Consider the following 17,412-nt stretch of genomic DNA (forward strand, 5'->3'; position numbering starts at 1 on the left):
GAGGAGGACATATCATGAGCGCATTTTTAGGACCCATCCATTTTTGGTTATACAATAAAATCCAGTTCCAGGAAAGCCTGATCGACGAACTCATCCGCTACGCATCCAGCCAGGGCTGGTCCGACAGCGATTTGGTCGACAAATACGGCAGCAAAGACCGCCGCAAACTCGATGAAGTCATCGACGAATCGAACATCCACGGCTGGCTCCAGTCGCGCATCCACGATGCCGAAGGCCGTTATGCCGCCTTGGTACTCGACGTTGCCGGTGACCAGGAAGACCGCCTGACGGCACTGAAACAGGCCGCTTATGACTTCGGTGCCAGCCAGCATCTCAATGCCACTACGGCCCCGGAAGCCTTCCACCGCCTGGACGACCTGCTCCTGGACGGGATGCCCTGCGACCAGGTCAACCGCGTCCGCGAAAGCGATGACAGCCGCATCACCTGGGACCGGACTATGGACCTGCACAGCGAATTCTGGCAGGGCCACGGCGACCGCTACTACGCCCTGCGCCAGGCCTTGGTCGACGGTCTGTTATCGGCTACGGATTACGCCTTCACCAGCCCGGCCGAAGGCCAGTATGAAATCGTCAAGAAATCTGCCTAAACGAAAGAGAGGGAGCCTTATGTATTGCACGGAAGTCATGGTTAAACAACATGCCAATATTTCACGGATGCTGAAAGTCATCAAAGAATCGTGTTGCGCTATTCTGGAAGGGGCTGAAATCGACCAGCAGGAATTTGCCGAAATCCTCGATTTCATCCGCCGTTATGCCGACGGCCACCATCACCGCCGGGAAGAACTCGTCCTTTTCCCTGAAATGGTCGACCACCTGGAAGAAGTCGCCTCCATCATCATCAAGCACGGCATGCTCGTCGAACACGACCTCATCCGTGCCCATGTCCGGGCCCTCGACGAAGCCCTCAAACTCTACGCCCAGGAACCGAAGACGGAATATAAACTCCAGGTCCTGACCGAAGCCATGGCCTATGCCAACCGCCTGCAGCAGCACGTAGAAAAAGAAAACAACGTCGTCTACCCCTTAGCCGACCGCGGCCTGTCCGATGATATCAAAGCTAAAATCGACCAGACTGTAAAAGACATGGAACAAGAAGAAGGCCCGGAATTCGTAAAAGGCTACATGGAACTCCTGGACCGCCTGGAAAAGAAATATAAAATCGCGTAGCCCGGCTCTCCTCATAGGAGAGCTGTCAGCGAAGCTGACTGAGAGGTTGCTCTTTTTACATAGTTTGTAGTACGGAGTTTGTAGAAGATGGCTTAAAATTTTTACCCATTGCTAGCCACTAACCACTAACCACTAACCACTAAAAAAACTTGTCGCACGGCGACAAGTTTTTTTTATGCCAAGACACATTTTGTCCTCTTATTGATGTATAATAATATGTCCAAGGAGGCGATAGGAATGAAACAGATTGACGTAGTACAAGCACAGCAAGATATCCAGTTCATCTATAACTGCTATAAGAAATTTGCCCTTGACGTGGACGAATGTCGGGCGGTCCTTAAAGAACGCGACTGCTGCGAACATCGCGACAGTGATGGTCATCTGCTCTTTGAGGATGCCAGCTCCCTGACGATGATAGATAGCGCCAAGAATTGTCATGATACGTATATCTGCAAAAAATGCCATACTGTTTTTTCGCTGAAAATTGACCCGGATACGCACGAATACAGCTACAATGAAGTCTTTAGATATAACAGCCTGGATGACCTTCTCAAGCCGGATTTCATAGCACACCTCGAAAAATCCAATCATATTTTGGACAAGATGCAGCAGTTCACGCCCAAAGATGTCACCTTTTTCCACAATAACCTTAAAATCCAGGCCGAACTGCTCCAGCGTGAAATCCGTCGACAAACGGCTATCTTAGAGAAATTGGATTACATCACCCTGGACCTGTCCTATTACGATGACTTTTCAGCCAAACACATCCGCAGCATCCTCTTTCCCCTGTACCAGCAGATGACATTCAGGACATTTTGGGTACTGAGCTTTTCCGTGCCCATCTTTAATACTCTCGATTATTATGATTGTACGGTCAATCTCCTCGACGACATCCCGGGGCTCAATATGGACGAAGCGCTCATGCTTATCGAAGACTGCTTCAAAAAGGCCGGCACGACCTTGCAGGAAAGCCGGCGCCGTTATGCCTGGGAACCCGTCTGTAATCACCGTGATGAACAGGGGAACCTGCTGATCCATAATCTGCCGAATATGGTACAGACCGTTGAATGTGAACGCTGCCATGCCGTCTTTACCCTGAATTTCAACGAACAACTGGGAAAATACACCCATGGCTACCTCCTGAACGACTGCCACTTCTACGACTTCGAACGGGCTGGCGTCGCCGAGAAAGCAGAAGCCGTCCTGGAAAAAGACAGACTTTCCAACGTCCATTCGCTGACGGACTATTACCATATGCGCGAAGAATTGAAAGAACAGTACCAGGCCGTCACGGAAGATAAGATGGCCTGCTGGGAACTGGTGGGACGCCTGAATACATGCCTCTTAGAAATCGATGGCCTGAATACCTTCACGCGCCATCAAGTCGAAGACAGCGTGTTGTATGCCCAAAAAGAAATGATCGACCGTTATCTCTGGCAACATGGACTTCAAAAACAGCTCAAAGCCCGGCTGAAAGAATTCGGCACCCTTCCGTCCCTGAAGTATCCCTGGTATAATAAGGAGAACACGAAGACAGAAGATACAGAGAAAAGAAAGATACTGCATGGCACGTTTTTATCCGACCATCGATGACGATTTTCATGGCAGCGATGGCGAAATACAGGTCTATCAGGCCTTACAACAATTAAGTGACGGATATGTCGTCTTCCATTCCTTCCGCTGGCTCGGCGAACCGGGCCAATACCGGAGTGAAGGGGAAGGCGACTTTATCATTTTCCACCCGACCAAGGGCATCTTGTCCATCGAAGTCAAATCCGGCGGTATCGGCTATGAAGAAGGCAGTTGGATCCAAATCAACCGCAGGAATAACAGCAAAAAACGCATCAATCCCTTAGGACAGGCTGCGGAAACGCAGTACCGTATCCAGCGGATCCTGCGCCAGCATTTCCCCTATGACTGTCCCATGATTGGCCGGGCGGCCTGGTTCACGTCGGTCGCCATGGATTCGAAACTGCGTCTGCCAGCCGAAGCCGTTCCGGAAATCATCCTGGACCAGCTGAGTTTAGCACATCCGGAAGAAGCCCTGGACAAGGTTTATGCCTATTGGAAAGACCACCTGGGCCGGTCCTTTACACCGTTGAAGCCGCCGGAATTCAAAGCCCTCATCCAGACACTCATGCCGTCTTTCCGCATTGCCGAAACGATTTCCAGCAGCAGCCGGGAAACGAAGACGTCCTACGTCCAGCTGACGAACCAGCAATTCTCTATACTCCGGTTCTTGCAGGAACAGCGGACGGCGGCCATTTACGGGCCCGGCCGGCACGGGCAAGACTATGCTGGCCGTAGAAAAAGCGCGGATGCTGGCCAGTCAGGGAAAAAAGGCCCTCTATCTGTGTTTCAACGAATTCCTCCTGCAGTACCTGCGACGCCATTATCACGATCCGCAGATTACCTTCCATAATGTACGCACTTTGGCTGAAGAAATCCTCCAGGACGACACCTTGCCCCTCAATAAAGTCGTTGCCGTCTTTGAACAGTACTTTGAAAGCGAATTCAATGATGATGACTGGGCGTATCCCAACATCGTCGTCGACGAAGGCCAGGACCTGAGCGACTCTATCCTGGAACCCCTGAGCTTCCTGGCAGAATTACAGGACGGCTGTTTCTACATCTTTTACGACCGCAATCAGTACATCATGAGCCGCAAGACGACGGGCTGGATCGATAAGAATGCCGAATGTCGCCTGGTCCTCTATAAGAATTGCCGCAATACCGCTGAAATCGCCACGTCCATCGGCAAGTTGATGCACATGAAAGACAGTTATGTCAACACCATCCAGGGCATGACGCCGAAAGCCGTCTTTTATGGGAACGAAAAAGAACTGCAGAAACAGGCAGACCGCTTCGTCAAGGACATGTGCCAGCAAGGCGTTGCCCTGAAAGACATGGTCATCCTCACGGCCCACTCCGTCGGCCATAGCGGCCTCAAAGGCTGCCGGACCCTCAACGGGATTCCCGTCACGACGGAACCGGAAGACGGCAAAATCCTCTTCACGTCGGTACGGAAATTCAAGGGCCTCGAAGCCACGGCGGTCCTCCTCATCGACGTCAATCTGTCGGAACTCCCGGACGACCTCATGCAGCGCCTCATCTACGTCGGCTCCTCGCGGGCTACGATGTACCTGAAAATCGCCTTCTGCGAAGACATCGAAAAGAAAAACTACGGCCCCATCCTGGATGCCCTGACCGACGAACCGGTCAAGCATAACCGCAGCGGACTGGTCAAAACCCTGCACTTAGAAGCGGACTAATGGGAGCGCAGGCCAGTGAAAGGCTCTCTTTCTAGGAGAGCTGTCAGCGAAGCTGACTGAGAGGTTGCTTTTAAATTTAACTCCATCCGCTGACTGCTAAAAAAGGCACTGTCGTCGTGCGACAGCGTCTTTTTGCCTCGCCATGACAAAACCTGTCCTACTCAGATGCTATAGTGAAGATATAAATTGTATTTCACAGGAGGGATAGTCATGGACAGAAGCGAACAGACCAAGAAGAATCAGGCCATCAATTTGTATACGTGGGGCTTAGAACTCCTCTCTGACGGCGGCCACGTCCGGGATGCCGATAAAGTGGGCTGGATGCTGATAGAAAATGCAGCCACCCAGGGTGACCGGGACGCTCAGAACTATTTAGGCGATGCCTATTTTTACAGTTACAAAAAAGATGAAAAAGCTGCCTTTTGGTACACCAAAGCCGCTGAACAGGGACTGCCAGAAGCCCAGGCTATGCTGGGGATGCTCTATCTCCTGGGACGCGGCGTCACACGGAATTATGCCAAAGCCCGCCATTACTTTGAACAAGCCTTGCAGGGCGGTGAACTCAACGTCGAAGCCGCCGTGGCCCAATATTGGCTGGGCCAGATGTATAAAGAAGGCATCGGCGTCCCGAAAGACAGCGAAAAAGGCGAAAAACTGATCCGCCTGGCCGCCATCAACGGTTATGCACCCCATGGGAAATAAGTGAGCGCAGGCCGCCGGTCGCCGGTCGCCTCGGAATCAGATGCGGCTTCGCCGCGACAAACTCAAACTGACAACGACGCTTCGGGAAGCCCTCAGCGCGTAGCGGGCCGCCCGCCGCTACCATCCGTCCGGGTAACCATCCTGCACCTGAAAAATCAGAATGGTTTGGGACGGCCCCTACGGATGCGGCTTCGCCGCAATAAATTCATGAAATAAACGCAGTTCGCTGGTCGCAGATGGCAGTCCGCCGCGGTCTTGCAGACCACAAAAAAATCACGGCCAACGGCCTTGTGCGTAGGGGCTGTCCCAAGCCTTTTTGGCCCGTCAGGTGCCGACCGTCGGGAGGTGCAGGACGGCTGCCAAAACGGACAGCTGTGGCTGGGCGTCCCGCTTGTGAGATTCGACCATAGCCTATTCAAGCATAATGGCAGGCTTTTACGAGCCGCGGCTATTGTCACAAGCGGAGGGTCACTCGAAGCGATGTTATTTTTCTGAATCTGTTGTCGCTACGTGCGGTAACAGATTTATAAAATAAAAACAGTTCGCCGGCGTCTGCTCGCAGTGATGTGACCCCAAAAAGTTAGACCTTGGTAACGAGACAGTTTTTACTGTCTCGTTACTTTTTTTATGCTGTCTGTCGGAAAATTCTGTATTGTACAGGACTTTTCCAACCTAGTTTTTCTTTGATTCTTTGCTCATTATAGTATTTGATATATCGTTCGATAGCGGCTTTTAGTTCCTCATAGCTGTAGTAAATCACCCCATAATACATTTCTTGCTTCATTAAGCCGAAGAAGTTCTCCATGACAGCGTTATCATGACAGTTGCCCTTTCGAGACATGCTCTGAAAAATTCGTTCTTCTTTAAGATTCTGGGTATAGGCTTTCATTTGATATGCCCAGCCCTGATCGGAGTGAAACGTTCTTCGATACGGACAATCAGCCGTGATTTTGATTGCTTCAGCCTGAGCTTCCAGTATGCTTTTAGCCGAAGGATGTTTCGCTATTCCATAACTGATGATTTCATTGTTGAACATGTCCAGGAAAGGATCCAGATAAAGCTTGTGCAGGGTCAGATGTCCCTGTGTATCTACTTCATAGTATTTGAATTCTGACGTGTCGGTTGTAATCTTCTGGTGCGGAATAGTCGTGTTAAAACGACGTCGTATCCGATTCGGAGCCACGGTTCCTACCTTGCCTCTATAAGAGCTGTATTTACGGCTTTTTCGAGTAAAGGATGTTACCTGAAGGCCTAGTTTCTGCATGATACGTTGGACTTTCTTCTTGTTCACGCAATACCCTTGATTCTTTAATTCACCGGTCATGCGCCGATAGCCATAATCTTTATGCTGGCTACGGATTTCCTGTATTTTGTCTTCTAGTTCTTGATCGGGATTCTCACGGTCAAACCGTTTCTGCCAGTACATATAGGTTGCCTTGGGCATCTGCGTATAGGAGAGAAGATCGTTTAATTTGAATGATCTTCGGAGACTGCAGATGATTTTTGCAACCCTCTCGTTTTTGCTTCGTCCTCTAAACGCAGTCTCCTCAGTTCTTTTAAAAAAGCATTCTCTATCCGGAGTTTGAGATTTTCATCCTCTAACTCCTGGACATGTTCCACGCTGGCATCGACGACTGGCTTCTGCTCCTGAGTATCTGGTTTTCTGGTTCGTGATTCGCTCAAAGTTCTTCTCCTGCCTTTCCTATGTGGCCGTAATGCATCCGGCCCAGCTATTTTAAATTCATTGACCCATCTGGCAATCATTGTCGGATTGTTGATTCCTACTTGAAGGGCTAGTTCCTGATATGAAAATTCGCTTGTTAAGTAAGACTGTACCACAGAAAGTTTCTCTTTGAAAGAGTATATTTTTCGGGAGCGAGATCTTTTCAATCCATCATCTCCAAATGCTTTGTAGGCTGCAGTCCACTTTAGCAATTGGCTGCTACTTTCCATTCCATATTTACGTGAAATAGAAGTACACCCTTCGTCACTGCTCAAGTATTCCAGTACTATTTTTTTCTTAAATTCATAACTGTGTTTTGCCATAAAAAAACTGACCCCCAATCGTTAGATTTTTGGTCTAACTATTGGGGGGCAGCTCACCCTTCATGGCGTGGCTCCTCTTTTTGTTTCTCGTGATTCTTGTTATAATAAAAGACAAAGAACAGGAGAAGGCCCCCGCCTATGAAAGAAGGTGATGGTATGAAGTGGCAGATGCCGATTGGTGTCGATAATTTTTTTGATATACGGAGTAAGCATTATTATTTCGTCGACAAGACGGATTTTATCCGCCAGCTCATCGACGGGCACAGTGCGGTGACGCTGATTACGCGGCCGCGGCGGTTCGGTAAGACCTTGACCCTGAGTATGCTGGAGCATTTCTTTTCTATCGAAAAAGAGGCACAGAGCCGCCGTCTCTTCGACGGACTGGCTATCGAAGGAGCCGGCGCTGCCTACATGGCCCATCGCGGCCAGTATCCGGTGCTGTTCTTGTCTTTGAAAGATTTGAAGGACCTTACTTGGCCGCAGATGCTGCAATCCCTGAGTTCCTGGATTAGTTATTGGTTCATCGACCATGAGTATTTGGCAGAGAGTCCGGCTGTGAACCCGGATTTACGCAGGCGCTTCCTGGCACTGAAACAGCAGGGGGCCGGGCAGAATGAAATGCAGCTGGCCCTGACACTATTGGTCAAGATGATGCATCAGCATTTCGGCAAGCCTGTCATTTTATTGCTCGATGAATACGATGCGCCGATTCAGCAGGCTTGGGAACATGGCTTTTATACAGAGTGCATCGCTTTTATGAAACAGTTCCTGGGCAGTGTCCTGAAGGGCAATCGCGACTTGGATTTTGCCGTACTGACGGGGGTCCTGCGGGTGGCCAAAGAGAGTATTTTCAGCGATTTGAATAATCTCGACGTTTGCTCCGTCATGGATGCTGCCTATCGGGATGTCATTGGATTTACGCCACAGGAAGTGGCCCAGATGGCAGAAGACCTTTCCATGACCACGGCCCTTCCGGCCTTGAAAGCGTGGTATGATGGCTATCTCTTCGGTGGGGCGGAGATTTATAATCCCTGGTCGATTGTCAATTTTTTCCGTCACGGTGATGTCGGAGATTATTGGGTCAATACGTCGGGAAATGGCATTATCCGGGAAATGCTGCGCCATGTGACGGCTGAAACGGAGACGGATTTACTGTCTCTTTTACAGGGGCGCCATGTGACGGCTTTGATACGGGAAGGCGTCATTTATGAAGATATTGGCCGGGATACGGATGCCCTCTATACGATGCTGCTGACGACGGGCTATTTGACGGCTGTCAGCCGCAAGCGGGGAATCGGCGGCATACGCTGTGAATTGGTCATTCCCAACCGGGAAGTACAGGATGTATATCGTTTTGAAATCCTTGACAAGATGAGAGGTCGATTTTCCGTGTCCCGGCTGGAAACCATGTTCGATGATTTACTTTCAGGCAACGGAAAGGCCTTTTCGGAACTGCTGGGAGGCTATCTCCGGGACCTGGTCAGCGTATATGATACGGCCAATAAAGAAAGTTTCTATCACGGCTTCGTCCTTGGCATGACGGCGTTATTTGTATCCGATTATATTATCGAATCGAACCGGGAAAGCGGGTACGGCCGCTTCGACCTGGCAATTATTCCCAAGGATGTGTCTAAGGCCGGCGTCATCATGGAATTCAAAGTGGCTTCGAGGGAAGCTGACATGGCGGCGAAGGCCAAAGAGGCGTTGCAGCAGATTGAAGAAAGAGAATACGTGACGGAATTCCGCCAGCGGGGAATTCAGCGTGTATGGAAATACGGTATCGCCTTTTGCGGGAAAAAAATCCTTGCATTTCAAGGGCCAATGTGCTAAACTATTCTAGCATAGGTTTTGAATGATTGATACAGAAAGAGGTGTAAGTGGTGAAAGAAGGTATTCATCCGAAGTACTACCCGAATGCGAAAGTTACTTGCGCATGCGGCAATACGTTTGAAACAGGTTCTACGAAACCGGAACTGCGTGTTGAAATTTGCTCCAAATGCCATCCGTTCTTTACGGGGCAGCAGCGCGCTCAGCAGGCTCGCGGCCGTATCGAACAGTTCAATAAACGTTATGGTAAAACAGCTAAATAAGCAGCAGTACAAGTGGGCAGCAGAGCAGAAATGCTCTGCTCTATTTGTATGTACAGAAATGGAGGCAACTCTTTGAAGAAACCGAAGACGTACGTCGGCGGCCAGGCCGTCATCGAAGGGGTTATGATGCGCGGTCCTGTCAGCATTGCCACAGCAGTGCGGACGCCGTCCGGTGAAATTACTGTAAAGAAAGACGCCGTTCACTCCATTACCGAACGGTATCCGATTTTGAAGAAGCCTTTTTTGCGGGGCAGTGTTGCCTTGTGCGAGTCCCTGGTATACGGCATGAAGAGCCTGTCCTATTCGGCCCAGGCTGCCGGTGAAGAAGATGAGCAGCTGTCGAACACGCAGATGGCCCTGACTATGGCCGTGTCTGTCGTCCTGGCCATCGTCTTTTTCCTGGCCATCCCGACGTATGCAGCCAAGTTCATTCCCGGCGTGGCTGACAGTGCCTTTCGCCTGAACGTCGTCGAAGGGGTCCTGCGCCTCGCTATATTTCTATTATATATATGGGGGATTTCCCTGACGTCGGACATCCGCCGCGTCTTTGAATACCATGGTGCCGAACACAAGACCATTTGGACGTATGAATCGGGAGAAGAGCTGACCGTCGAGAACGTCAAGCGCCACAGCCGCCTCCATCCGCGGTGCGGTACGAATTTCCTGCTCATCGTCATGGTCGTGTCGATTTTCGTCTTTGCCTTTTTGGGCTGGCCGAATCTCGTCGAACGCATCGCATCCCGCGTGCTGCTCATGCCCGTCGTCGCCGGCATCAGTTATGAAATGATACGCCTCGCCGGCCGCACCCAGAATCCGGTCATTCAAGCCTTATTCCGTCCGGGCCTGTGGCTCCAGTATCTGACGACGCGGGAACCCCATGCCGACCAGATCGAAGTGGCTATCGAAGCCCTCAACGCCGCCAAGCCGGCTGATGAAGAAAATGAATCGAACGAATTGAAATGAGGAGGACCTTATGAGCTCTTTTATGGATAAAGTCCAGGCCGTAGAGAATAAATTCATGGACCTGGAACAGCAGATCAGCGACCCGTCTGTCATCGCCCGTCAGGACGAATGGCAGAAACTGACCAAGGAACACGCTTCGCTGATGCCGATTGTCGAAACATTCCGCAAATACAAAGACATTACCAGCACCATCGACGGCGACAAGGAAATCATCGACGATCCCGACAGCGACGATGACCTCATCGCCATGGCCAAGGAAGAAATGAACGGCCTCACTAAGGAACAGGCCGATCTGGAAGACCAGCTGCACGTCCTCATGCTGCCCAAGGACCCGCGGGATGACAAGAACGTCATCATGGAAATCCGCGCCGGAGCCGGCGGCGACGAAGCAGCCCTCTTTGCCGGCGACTTGTTCCGCATGTACATGAAATACATCGAAAAACAGCCGGGATGGAAGACGAGCATCATCAGTTCCAACGCACCGGAACTGGGCGGCTTCAAGGAAGTCGTCTTCTCCGTCGAAGGCTCTGGCGTCTATGGCAAGTTGAAATATGAATCGGGCGTCCACCGCGTCCAGCGCGTGCCCGTCACCGAAGCCGGCGGCCGTATCCACACGTCGACGGCAACCGTTGCCGTCCTGCCGGAAGCGGAAGACGTCGAAATCGACCTCAACATGGACGACGTCCGCGTCGACTATTTCCGCGCCTCCGGTGCCGGCGGCCAGCACGTCAATAAGACGAGTTCTGCCGTCCGCATGACCCATATCCCGACTGGGATGGTCGTCGAATGTCAGGATGAACGGTCCCAGCTGGAAAACCGTGCCAAGGCCCTGCGCGTCCTGAAAGCCCGCCTCCTCGACCAGGCCCAGCAGAAGGCCGATGCCGAATTGACGGAAGAACGGCGCAGCCAGGTCGGTACGGGCGACCGCAGCGAACGTATCCGCACGTATAACTTCCCGCAGGGCCGCGTGACGGACCATCGCATCAACCTGACCCTGTACAAGCTGGATAACATTCTCAACGGCGATATCGACGAATTCATCCAGGCCCTGGCCGAAGCCCGCCGGGCGGAATTGATGAAAGAAGCCGAAGATGAATAAGATTTGGACTATCGGTGCCTTGCTGCAATGGACGCAACAGTACTTTGCCGGCAAAGGCATCGATTCGCCGCGCCTCGATGCGGAAATCCTCCTGGCCCACGTCTTGCATAAAGAGCGCATCTACCTGTACGCCCATTATGACGAACCCATGAACGGTGAAGAACTGGCCGCCTACCGGGCGATGGTCAAACAGCGGGCTGACCGCCTGTCTGTAGCCCACATCCTGGGTACCAAGGCCTTCATGGGCCTCGATTTCAAGGTCAGTGAAGACGTCCTCATTCCCAGGCCGGAAACGGAAATGCTCGTCGAGACTGTCGTCGCCGCTGCCGAAGGGACGGCGCCGGCCATCATCGACATCGGTACGGGCAGCGGGGCCATCATCCTCAGCCTGCTCCACTATCTGCCGCAGGCCACGGGGAAGGGCGTCGACATTTCGCCCAAAGCCCTGGCCATAGCCGCTGAAAATGGCCGTACCCTGGGCCTAGACGGCCGCGTGACCTGGATCGAAAGCGATTTATTCACCAAGGTTCCGCAAGGCGCTTGTGACTGGCTGGTGTCCAATCCGCCGTACCTGACCAAGGGCGATATGGAACATCTCCAGCCGGAAGTGCGCCACGACCCGGCCCTGGCCCTGTACGGCGGCGACGACGGACTGGAATTCTATCGCCGCATCGCCGCAGAAAGCCCGGCTTACGTCAAAGCCGGCGGCCACTGTGCCGTCGAAATCGGCGCCGGCCAGGCCGACGCCGTGACGGCTGTTTTCTGCCGCCATGGCGCCTATGACCACGAACAGACCGTCAAGGATTACGGCGGCATCGACAGGGTCCTCGTATTTTCCAGAAAAGAGTAGAGACGATGAAACAGACGAAACTTGTAGAAATTACGGACATAGAGAAACAGAAAGCCATCCTCGAAGAAGCGGGCCAGATCATCCGCGACGGCGGCCTGGTCGTCTTTCCGACGGAAACGGTCTACGGTATCGGTGCCAATGGCCTCGACGCCGACGCGTGCCGCAGCATTTACGTCGCCAAAGGCCGGCCCAGCGATAACCCGCTCATCCTGACCGTGCCCGACGAAGAAGGGGCCCGCCAGGCAGCGGCTGTCATCCCGCCGACGGCACAGAAGCTCATGGACCGCTTCTGGCCGGGACCGCTGACCATCGTCCTGCCGCGCAAGCCCATCGTGCCTGATGCGGCGACGGGCGGCCTTGATACGGTAGCCCTGCGCTGCCCGGACCACGATATCTGCCGGGCCTTCCTGCGCTGTGCCGGCGTCCCCGTAGCCGGTCCCAGCGCCAACCTGTCGACCCGGCCCAGCCCGACGACGGCCGAAGAAGTCATGCACGACATGGACGGCCGCGTCGATATGGTCATCGACGGCGGTCCCTGCCACATCGGCGTCGAATCGACGATTGTCGAATGTAACGGCGACGACGGCGTCACCATCCTGCGTCCCGGCGGCGTCACTGTCGAGATGCTTCAGGAAGTCGTACCTCACGTCCAGCTCGATACGACGCTGGTCACGGGCAAGGGCGTCCCCAAGGCGCCGGGCATGAAATACCGCCACTATGCGCCATCGGCACCGATGACCGTCGTCGTCGGCCCTGTCGACAAGGTGACGGAAAAACTGCAGGCCTTATACGACCAGGCCAAGGGCGAAGGCAAAACCGTCGGCTTTTTGGTCAGCGAAGAAGTAGGGGCCTCGTTCCCACATAAAGATATGTATATCTGGGGTCGCCATGGCGACAAGGAAGCCCTGGCCAACCAGCTCTACACGGGCCTCTTGTCCTTTGACAGCAACCAGGTCGATATCATCCTGGCCGAAGGCATCGACGATGAGGGATTGGGCCTGGCTATCATGAACCGCATGAAAAAAGCTGCCGGCGGCCACGTGGTCATTGTCGGTTAAACCTTTTCACATGACTCCGAAAGGGGTATAATAAAACTGAATTTATCAGCATATATGGGAGGAATTGATTATGAAATTAGTACTCGGCGCCGATCACGGCGGATTTGACCTGAAAGAAAACATCAAAGAATATTTGAAGGAACAAGGCATTGAATTCACCGATTACGGCACCCTGACGGGCGAACGCTGCGATTATCCGGACATTGCCAAGAAAGTCGCTGAAGCCGTCGCTGATGGCACTTTCGACCGGGGCATCCTCGTCTGCGGCACAGGTATCGGCATCGGCATTGCTGCCAACAAAGTCCACGGCATCCGGGCCGCTCTCTGCCACGACTGCTTCTCGGCAGAATACTGCCGCCGCCACAATGACGCCAACATCCTGACCATGGGCGGCCGCGTCATCGGCCCGGGCCTGGCCAGAGAAATCGTCCGTATCTTCCTCTCCACTGGTTTTGATGGCGGCCGCCACGCTGTCCGCGTCGCCAAGATTGCAGAAATGGATAAATAGGAAAGGGGATTTCACACATGCACGTACAAGTAATGGATCATCCGCTCATTCAGCACAAAGTCACACTCATGCGGAAAAAGGAAACGGGTTCGAAGGATTTCCGCAACCTCCTGGAAGAAATCACCATGCTCATGGGCTATGAAATCACACGGGACCTGCCCTTGGAAGACGTCGAAATCGAAACGCCTGTTGCCAAGATGATAGGCAAACAGATCAGCGGCAAGAAACTGGGCATCGTCCCGGTCCTGCGCGCCGGTCTGGGCATGGTACAGGGCATGCTCAACCTCATCCCGACGGCCAAAGTCGGCCACATCGGCCTCTACCGTGACCCGCAGACGCTGGAACCGGTCGAATACTACTGCAAGCTGCCCGATGTAGAAGACCGTGATTTCATCATCGTCGACCCCATGCTGGCTACCGGCGGCAGTGCATCGGCTGCCATTACGCTGCTCAAAGAAAAAGGCATCGAGAACATCAAGCTCATGTGCCTCGTCGCAGCGCCCCAGGGCGTCCAGAAAGTCAACGCCGACCATCCAGACGTCCGCATCTACGTCGCTGCCCTCGATGATAAACTCAACGACCAAGGCTACATCGTCCCCGGCTTAGGCGATGCCGGCGACCGCATCTTCGGAACGAAGTAATCGTTCATTGTAGGTCGTTTAGCGAAAATAAAGATCGTTTGTAGTTTATTGTAGGGGCTCGCACGTGGCGAGCCCGCCCTGGAATCTGTGTGATTTTCTGTCCAGTTTAGAGAATCATCCACATTCACAACGGGTCGCCCACGTGGCGCCCCCTACGGTGTAAAAAAGGCCTGTCGCAAATGCGACAGGCCTTTTTTCAATGCGCACAAGGATGGACCTTGGCGATGGCTTGTAAATCATAAGGTGTTTCCTGATAGACGATGTTCAGCCAGTTGTGATAGAACAGGTGAGCGTAGCTGCACCACGTGAAGTACGGCTGCTTGGTATCGTTGTCACCAGGATAGTAGTTCTTGGGCACGGCAATGGGCAGGCCCTTTTTCTTATCCCGCAGGTATTCCTCTTCCAGGGTCCGCCGGTCGTACTCGAAGTGACCGAGGACGAAGAAACGGCGGTGATCCGGCGTACCGATGATGTTGATGCCGTTTTCGACGGACCGTGAGAGGATGTCGAGCTGCGGCGTATTGTAGACTTGGATGTCGTTAATCGCCGTATGCCGCGACTGGGGGATGAAGTAACGGTCATCGAAGCCCCGCAGGAGGGGATGGTGCTTCTGGGTCAGCTGGTATTCAAAGATACCGAAGAGCTTGGCCGGCAGGAGACGCTTTTCGATGCCATAGTAGTAATACAGGGCTGCCTGGGCGCCCCAGCAGAAGTGGAGCGTCGAGAAGGCATGTGTCTTGGCCCATTCAAAGTAAGTCTTCATTTCCGGCCAGTAGTCGACAGACTCGAAGGGAATCTGTTCGACCGGGGCGCCGGTGATGATGAAACCGTCGTAGTAGTTATCCTTGATTTCATCGAAGACGTAGTAGTTTTCTTCTAAATAAGACGGGTCGGTGTGGGTGCTCTCATGGCTGTCCGTATGGCAGAAGTCCACTTCGACCTGGAGCGGTGAATCACCGAGGAGGCGGAGAAGCTGCAGCTCTGTCGGTTTCTTCAAAGGCATCAGGTTGAGGATAAGGATGCGCAGCGGCCGTATATCCTGATGGAGGGCCAGCCCCTTATCGATGGTGAAGATACCTTCTTCGTGAAGTTTTTCCTTGGCGGAAAGACCGTCAGCAATTTTAATAGGCATAGTGCATTTCTCCTTACAATAGTCTTAGATGGTTTCCAGTGCTTTTTCAACAGCGGCGAGGAGGTCTTCGATGTTTTCGAGGCCAACAGAGATACGGATCGTGCCCGGTGTGATACCGCAGGCGCGCTGAGCTTCTTCCGAAAGCTGCTGATGCGTCGTCGAAGCCGGGTGAACGAGGAGGGACTTGGAGTCGCCGACGTTAGCCAGGTCGGAGAAGATGTCCGCATTGTCGATGAATTTACGGGCAGCTGCATAGCCGTCTTTCAATTCAAAGGAGAAGATCGAACCGGTTCCCTTGGGGAAGTATTTCTGAGCCAGTTTGTAGTACGGCGAAGACGGGAGGGACGGATAGTTGACTTTAGCGACTTTCGGATGGTTTTCCAGGAAGTCGGCGATTTTCTGGGCGTTAGCGACGTGGCGTTCGATGCGCAGGGACAAGGATTCCAGGCCCTGGATGAGGAGCCATGCGTTGAACGGGCTGATGCAGGCACCGAGGTCGCGGAGGGCTTTGGCGCGGATACGGGTTACGAAGCCGGCACCAGGGATATCCTTGGCGAAGTTGACACCATTGTAGGATTCGTCAGGCGAAGCGAATTCTTTGAAACGGCCCGAGCCAGCCCAGTCAAATTTGCCGTTTTCAACGATGAGGCCGCCGAGGGTCGTGCCGTGGCCGCCGATGAATTTCGTAGCCGAATGGACGACGACGTCAGCACCGTGTTCGAGCGGGCGGAAGAGGAACGGCGTAGCAAAGGTGTTGTCGACGATGACCGGAAGGCCGTTGTCGTGTGCGATTTTGGCGATAGCTTCGAAGTCCGGAATGTTGATGGCCGGGTTGCCGAGGCTTTCGAGGTAAATGGCTTTGGTCTTGTCGTTGATGTATTCGGCAAAGGACTGCGGGTCGTCGGGATCGGCGAAGTGCGTCGTAATGCCGAGGTGTTTGAAGGTTTCGCTGAACAGTTCGACTGTGCCGCCGTACAAGGTCGGAGCAGCGATGATTTCGTCACCAGCACCGGCGAGGTTGATGATGGAGTAGGCGATAGCCGAAGCGCCGCTGGCTGTAGCCAAACCGGCTGTGCCGCCTTCGAGGGCTGCGATACGTTTTTCCAGGACGTCCTGCGTCGGGTTGGTCAGACGGCTGTAGATGTAGCCAGCGTCTTTCAAAGCGAAGCGGTCTTCGGCCTGCTGTGTATCTTTAAAGACATAAGATGTGGTCTGGTAAATAGGAACGGCGCGGGCACCCGTTGCCGGATCCGGTACCTGACCTGCATGCTGCTGTAATGTTTCGAATTTGTAGTTTGTGTTTTCGCTCATAATACATTTCCCCCTAATATTAAAAAATATATAATGTAATATAAACTTGAAAGCCTTGTAATAAAAAAAGCTTCCGTCCCAAGTAAGGGACGGAAGCACCGTGATACCACCCAATTTTACTCATCCCTCACAGGATGAGCCTCTTCAGGTACGCAGGCAAATGAGCCTTGAATACCATAGTGCTGTAACGGGCACGCCCGGACGGCCTAACTGTTCGACCAATCTGCTCGGAGTCCATCTTCCACGATGACCCTTGCATTCCCTTTCACCAAATGGGAACTCTCTGTGCCAATTCCTATCGTGTACTCTTCTCTTCATTGCAACACTATCAAGTTGTTGACGTAAGTCTACCATCAAAAACGGACTTTGTCAAATGATTTTCGCAAAAAATTTCAAGTAAATTGACGTTAAACGTTATATGTTTCAACAAAACGCAGTGAATTATTAGGAGGCAGTTCGCTGGCCGCCGCGGTCCTGCGGACCGAAAAAATACACGGACAGCGGCCTCGTGCATAGGGGCCGTCCCAGAGCCTTTTTGAACCGTTAGGGCCG

The 17,412-nt window shown here is 52.8% G+C and carries 18 protein-coding genes and 1 other annotated feature; of the genes, 14 read left to right on the forward strand and 4 right to left on the reverse strand.

Annotated features, from left to right (window positions below; genetic code table 11):
• Positions 1–14 precede the first annotated feature (14 nt).
• The 6 genes from ACFWUB_RS09065 to ACFWUB_RS09090 all read left to right on the forward strand — a co-directional run bounded on the left by ACFWUB_RS09065 (position 15) and on the right by ACFWUB_RS09090 (position 5,162).
• Positions 15–608 (forward strand): hypothetical protein, encoded by a 594-nt coding sequence (locus tag ACFWUB_RS09065; RefSeq protein ID WP_020310428.1) that lies wholly within the window; start codon positions 15–17, stop codon positions 606–608.
• Between the two features lie 37 nt (positions 609–645).
• Positions 646–1,188, forward strand: coding sequence for a hemerythrin domain-containing protein (locus tag ACFWUB_RS09070; protein WP_239639606.1), 543 nt, complete (start codon positions 646–648; stop codon positions 1,186–1,188).
• A gap of 237 nt (positions 1,189–1,425) precedes the next feature.
• Entirely contained in the window at positions 1,426–2,781 is a 1,356-nt protein-coding gene (locus ACFWUB_RS09075) for a hypothetical protein (protein ID WP_416183843.1), read from the forward strand.
• The gene (locus ACFWUB_RS09080) at positions 2,753–3,610 is read left to right on the forward strand and encodes a nuclease-related domain-containing protein (protein ID WP_292108350.1); all 858 of its coding nucleotides are present in this window, start codon (positions 2,753–2,755) and stop codon (positions 3,608–3,610) included. Before ACFWUB_RS09075 ends, ACFWUB_RS09080 begins: the two co-directional genes overlap by 29 nt.
• Before the next feature lie 484 nt (positions 3,611–4,094).
• A complete protein-coding gene (locus ACFWUB_RS09085; RefSeq protein ID WP_416184398.1) occupies positions 4,095–4,460 on the forward strand; it encodes an ATP-binding domain-containing protein in 366 nt (121 codons plus the stop codon).
• A gap of 210 nt (positions 4,461–4,670) precedes the next feature.
• A complete protein-coding gene (locus tag ACFWUB_RS09090; protein ID WP_292108351.1) occupies positions 4,671–5,162 on the forward strand; it encodes a tetratricopeptide repeat protein in 492 nt (163 codons plus the stop codon).
• 625 nt (positions 5,163–5,787) lie between these two features.
• On the opposite strand, the gene ACFWUB_RS09095 is transcribed toward ACFWUB_RS09090, so the two are convergent.
• Entirely contained in the window at positions 5,788–6,663 is an 876-nt protein-coding gene (locus ACFWUB_RS09095; RefSeq protein WP_416184399.1) for an IS3 family transposase, read from the reverse strand.
• Positions 6,630–7,208 (reverse strand): helix-turn-helix domain-containing protein, encoded by a 579-nt coding sequence (locus tag ACFWUB_RS09100; RefSeq protein WP_020310575.1) that lies wholly within the window; start codon positions 7,206–7,208, stop codon positions 6,630–6,632. The genes ACFWUB_RS09095 and ACFWUB_RS09100 overlap by 34 nt, the downstream gene beginning before the upstream one ends.
• 138 nt (positions 7,209–7,346) lie before the next feature.
• On the opposite strand from ACFWUB_RS09100, the gene ACFWUB_RS09105 reads away from it, so the two are divergent.
• From ACFWUB_RS09105 to upp, 8 genes are all read left to right on the forward strand, one after another.
• Positions 7,347–9,038 (forward strand): AAA family ATPase, encoded by a 1,692-nt coding sequence (locus tag ACFWUB_RS09105; protein ID WP_416183844.1) that lies wholly within the window; start codon positions 7,347–7,349, stop codon positions 9,036–9,038.
• A gap of 50 nt (positions 9,039–9,088) precedes the next feature.
• Entirely contained in the window at positions 9,089–9,298 is a 210-nt protein-coding gene (gene rpmE / locus ACFWUB_RS09110) for a 50S ribosomal protein L31 (protein ID WP_014017132.1), read from the forward strand.
• A 48-nt stretch (positions 9,299–9,346) separates the two neighbouring features.
• A complete protein-coding gene (locus ACFWUB_RS09115) occupies positions 9,347–10,261 on the forward strand; it encodes a DUF1385 domain-containing protein (protein ID WP_192813546.1) in 915 nt (304 codons plus the stop codon).
• A 10-nt stretch (positions 10,262–10,271) separates the two neighbouring features.
• Positions 10,272–11,360 (forward strand): peptide chain release factor 1, encoded by a 1,089-nt coding sequence (gene prfA, locus ACFWUB_RS09120; protein WP_287046320.1) that lies wholly within the window; start codon positions 10,272–10,274, stop codon positions 11,358–11,360.
• Entirely contained in the window at positions 11,353–12,210 is an 858-nt protein-coding gene (gene prmC, locus ACFWUB_RS09125; RefSeq protein WP_292108339.1) for a peptide chain release factor N(5)-glutamine methyltransferase, read from the forward strand. Before prfA ends, prmC begins: the two co-directional genes overlap by 8 nt.
• 5 nt (positions 12,211–12,215) lie before the next feature.
• On the forward strand, positions 12,216–13,268 hold the full coding sequence (locus ACFWUB_RS09130; RefSeq protein WP_416183845.1) for an L-threonylcarbamoyladenylate synthase: 1,053 nt from the start codon (positions 12,216–12,218) through the stop codon (positions 13,266–13,268).
• A gap of 70 nt (positions 13,269–13,338) precedes the next feature.
• Positions 13,339–13,776, forward strand: coding sequence for a ribose 5-phosphate isomerase B (gene rpiB, locus ACFWUB_RS09135; protein ID WP_014017127.1), 438 nt, complete (start codon positions 13,339–13,341; stop codon positions 13,774–13,776).
• A 17-nt stretch (positions 13,777–13,793) separates the two neighbouring features.
• Positions 13,794–14,417 carry a uracil phosphoribosyltransferase gene (gene upp / locus ACFWUB_RS09140; protein WP_020310569.1) on the forward strand — a complete coding sequence of 208 codons (624 nt, stop codon included), beginning with the start codon at positions 13,794–13,796 and terminating at the stop codon, positions 14,415–14,417.
• 196 nt (positions 14,418–14,613) lie between these two features.
• Here upp and ACFWUB_RS09145 read toward each other — a convergent pair whose 3' ends face one another.
• Entirely contained in the window at positions 14,614–15,549 is a 936-nt protein-coding gene (locus tag ACFWUB_RS09145; protein ID WP_020310568.1) for a homoserine O-succinyltransferase, read from the reverse strand.
• A gap of 24 nt (positions 15,550–15,573) precedes the next feature.
• Entirely contained in the window at positions 15,574–16,860 is a 1,287-nt protein-coding gene (locus ACFWUB_RS09150; RefSeq protein ID WP_302680942.1) for an O-acetylhomoserine aminocarboxypropyltransferase/cysteine synthase family protein, read from the reverse strand.
• Between the two features lie 82 nt (positions 16,861–16,942).
• Positions 16,943–17,187: a binding site (T-box leader), on the reverse strand.
• Positions 17,188–17,412 lie beyond the last annotated feature (225 nt).

This window comes from Megasphaera sp. (assembly GCF_047831605.1).
Classification (GTDB): domain Bacteria; phylum Bacillota; class Negativicutes; order Veillonellales; family Megasphaeraceae; genus Megasphaera; species Megasphaera intestinihominis.